4 protein-coding genes are annotated in these 3,392 nt (G+C 72.8%); all 4 read left to right on the top strand.

The annotated features are described in order from the left end of the window. A partial coding sequence (locus DQW06_RS27970) for a hypothetical protein (RefSeq protein ID WP_117199603.1) occupies window positions 1–372 on the top strand: 372 nt, incomplete at its 5' end. Then, the gene (locus DQW06_RS27965) at window positions 369–890 is read left to right on the top strand and encodes an ATP-binding protein (RefSeq protein ID WP_117199602.1); all 522 of its coding nucleotides are present in this window, start codon (window positions 369–371) and stop codon (window positions 888–890) included. The genes DQW06_RS27970 and DQW06_RS27965, both read left to right, overlap by 4 nt. Window positions 891–1,487: 597 nt before the next feature. Next, window positions 1,488–2,375 (top strand): sigma-70 family RNA polymerase sigma factor, encoded by an 888-nt coding sequence (locus DQW06_RS27960; protein ID WP_117199601.1) that lies wholly within the window; start codon window positions 1,488–1,490, stop codon window positions 2,373–2,375. A gap of 289 nt (window positions 2,376–2,664) precedes the next feature. Then, complete coding sequence (locus tag DQW06_RS27955) at window positions 2,665–3,366, top strand: FMN-dependent NADH-azoreductase (protein ID WP_117199600.1); 702 nt, start codon at window positions 2,665–2,667, stop codon at window positions 3,364–3,366. Window positions 3,367–3,392 lie beyond the last annotated feature (26 nt).

Below are 3,392 nucleotides of genomic sequence, written 5' to 3'. Positions count from 1 at the left end.
GAGGTCATCCCGGCCGAGGACGCGGACCTGGTCCGCCCCTACTTCGCCGCCCACGAGCGCCTGACCGCCTCCGCCGCGCCCCGCGTCCCCGTGCTCCGCGGTGCCGAACCCGCTCCGGAGACGGACGAGGTCCGGCGCGCGTTCGCCCTCGTGCAGGAACACGCCGCCGCCCTGGTCCAGCAGTGGCGGGAGGACCCCGGCGGCGACCTGCTCGGCGAACCCGCACCCCGCTTCGGCGTCGTGCGCCCCGCCGGGCCCACCCATCCCACCGCTCTCACCGATCGCACCACGCCCACCCGTTACGCCGAGTGGGACGAACTGGCCTCCCTCATCCGGGTCTGGGACGAGCAGCGACAGGGGGTTCCTGCATGAGCGCCTCCGACCTCGACTCCTCCGGCCTCGACTCCGCCGTCCGCCGCGCCCGCGTCCACTGGGAGCGCCGCCTCTACCCCGGTTCGCTGTCCCGGCTCTCCGAGGTCCGCGCCGACCTGGCCCGCGACCTGTCCGGTTTCGACCCCGACCTGGTGGACACGCTCACGCTGGTCACCAGCGAACTGTTCGCCAACTGCTGCAAGTACACCGATTCGGGCCGGGCCCACGGCGAGGTCCTGCGCGCGCTGTCGATGCCCGATGCGGCCACCCTGCGCGTGGGCCTGTCCGACTGCGGCGGCGGGGGCGGTGTTCCGGCCGTCCCGCACCAGCGCACGGCCGACGAGTGGGACTGGGCCGAGGGCCAGCGCGGCCTGCTCCTGGTCGAGAACCTGTCCGCCGCCTGGGGCCACTACCGCCTCGCGCCCTGGACCGACCTGGGCACCCACGTGTGGGCCGCCTTTCCCGTGGACCCCGCCGCCGTGCCGCCCGGCCTGCGCCCCTTCGTGTTCACCCGCTGACCGCTCCCGGGGGGCGGTCCGCCGCGCGCACCGCCCCCGGACACGCCGCGCTTCTGAGGCAGGGAGTTCCACGCCGACGAGTGGGCCACCGGCGTCCACCACCACACGCCGCACGGCTGGCTCCGCGTGCACTCCCACACGGACCGCACACACCGCACCCACCGTGCCAGCGGGGAGCCGCACACCCGTGTCGCCGGAGGCGTGAATCGGGCGCGTACCGCGGCCGCATAAACACGCTGTAGTGCGCGAATACTCCAGCGGCGATCCCTCATGTGACACCCCTCTTCACCCGTTTAGGATGAAGAGGATCAGCCCGAAGCGGCCGGAATCCCCACCGTCCCACGCACCCGGATCACGATCCCCCGAGTACGACAGGCCTGCCGGAACCGACCGCATATCCGCTGCTCACACCGCCCGAATCCGGGGGCGGGGCCGGGCTGGCGGCGCCAGGAGGGAAGCCAGGACGACCACCCCTGCCCCGCCACGAAGCACTAATTCCACCCATATCGGTAATTCAATGCCTACAGCCGCATTCCTCTTTTATCGCGCTTTCGAAACGCGCCTGCGCAGCGGCCACGGACGAAGGAAAGGTGAACGATGAACGGCCAGATCGAGCTGGCGGATCACTTCGAACGCTCCCGTAGACATCTGCGCGGAGTCGCCTTCCGCATGCTCGGGTCGGCCACCGAGGCGGACGACGCCCTCCAGGAGACGTGGATCCGGGCGTGCCGGGGGGACTTCGGCGAGGTCTCCAACATGACGGGGTGGCTGACCACGATCGTCGGACGCGTCTGCCTCGACATGCTGCGCTCGCGCAAGAGCCGCCGCGAGGAGTTCATGGACGTCAGCGACATCGAGCCGCTGCTCGCCCACGACCGGGGCTCGGACCCCGAGGGCGAGGCGGTGCTGGCCGACTCCGTGGGCCTGGCCCTGCTCGTCGTGCTGGACAGGCTCAGCCCCGCCGAGCGCGTCGCCTTCGTCCTGCACGACCTGTTCGCCGTCCCCTTCGCCGAGATCGCCGAGATCGTCGAGCGCACCCCGACCGCGGCCAAGAAGATGGCGAGCCGGGCGCGGCAGAGGGTGCAGGGCACCACGAGCGTCCCCGAGCCGGACCTCACACGGCGGCGCGAGGTCGTGGACGCCTTCCTCGACGCCTCGCGCGCGGGCGACCTGGACGGCCTGCTGAAGGTCCTGGCCCCCGACGTCGTGCGGCGGGCGGACCCGCAGGCCCTCCGGCTGCGCGAGCCCGCGGTGCTGCGCGGTGCGCGCCAGGTCGCCGGGGAGACCGCCAACAACGTCCGCAGGACCCGCTTCGCCCGTCCCGCGCTCGTCAACGGCATGCCCGGGGCCGTCGTCGCCCCCGGCGGTCGGCTCCTGTTCGTGCTGGAGATCACCGTCCGCGGCGACCGCGTCAGCGGGATCGAGATCATCGGCGCCCCGGAGCGCCTGCGGGAGCTGGAGATCTCCGTGGCCGACCCGGCGTAGCGGTGACCCAGCGCACACCAGCCGCGACGTCCGCCGACCGGGCCCTGGCCCGGCGGGCGGGCGGCCGCGGCGGTGTCGGCGCTGCTCGCGACGTCTTTCCCGAACCGTCCGACGATCCCCGTCCCCTCCCGCCGGTCACTTTCCCCCGTCGCTCTCCGTCATAGGGGTAGGAGCACTCAGCGACGACATCCACGGGGGACGAGTCGCGTGCCCCACCGCATCCGCACACGGACCCCGCGCCCGGAGCCGCGCGGGACACGACGGCCACGCGCCGAACGGGGGAAGAACGATGACGTCTTTGCTGCACCTGGACTCCAGCCACTCGGACCACTCGGTGAGCAGGTACCTCACCGGCCTGTTCGCCAGGGAGTGGCGACGGCTGCACGGGGACGGGGGATACCGCTACCGGGACCTGGCCGCCGAACCGGTGCCGCTGGTCACCGCCACCTACTGCTCCTTCGCCCAGCGGGTGGAGAGGCGGGGCACCCTGCCGCTGACGGCGGTGACGGCCATGGCCGAGTCGCCGTCCGAGGAGCTGGAGTGGGCGGGAACCCTGCCCCTGATCGAGGAGGTCCTGGACGCGGACACCCTGCTGATCGGCCTCCCGATGTACAACTACACGGTCCCGGCCTCGCTCAAGGCGTGGATCGACAGGATCACCTTCCCCGGGGCCTTCAAGGACTCCCGCACCGGTGAGTCGCTGCTGCGCGACGCCCGGGCCGTGGTGGTCGCCGCGCGCGGAGGGGGCTACGGGCCGGGTTCGCCCAAGGAGGCGTTCGACTTCCAGACGCCCTACATGCGCATGTACCTGGAGGGCCTGGGCATCGCCGGCGAGAACGTGCACGTCGTCCACGCCGAGATGACCAGGGCCTCGGACGTCCCCGAGCTGGCGGAGTTCCAGGACATGGCCGCGCGCTCCCTGGCGGAGGCGGAGGAGCGGGTGACCCGCCTGCCCGCGCTGCTGGCGCCGCGCGAGCCCGCGGTGCGCTGACACGGGGCGGCGCCCGGTCGGCGGAC

Origin of the sequence: Nocardiopsis sp. TNDT3 (genome assembly GCF_003427465.1) — a bacterium.
GTDB lineage: Bacteria > Actinomycetota > Actinomycetes > Streptosporangiales > Streptosporangiaceae > Nocardiopsis > Nocardiopsis dassonvillei.
Note: the sequence above shows the minus strand (reverse complement) of the source record. Positions and strands in the feature narration are given on the sequence as shown.

Coding starts and splice junctions, on each gene's coding strand:
- DQW06_RS27965 (WP_117199602.1), top strand. CDS start 369: ATGAGCGCCTCCGACCTCGACTCCTCCGGCCTCGACTCCGCCGTCCGC.
- DQW06_RS27960 (WP_117199601.1), top strand. CDS start 1,488: ATGAACGGCCAGATCGAGCTGGCGGATCACTTCGAACGCTCCCGTAGA.
- DQW06_RS27955 (WP_117199600.1), top strand. CDS start 2,665: ATGACGTCTTTGCTGCACCTGGACTCCAGCCACTCGGACCACTCGGTG.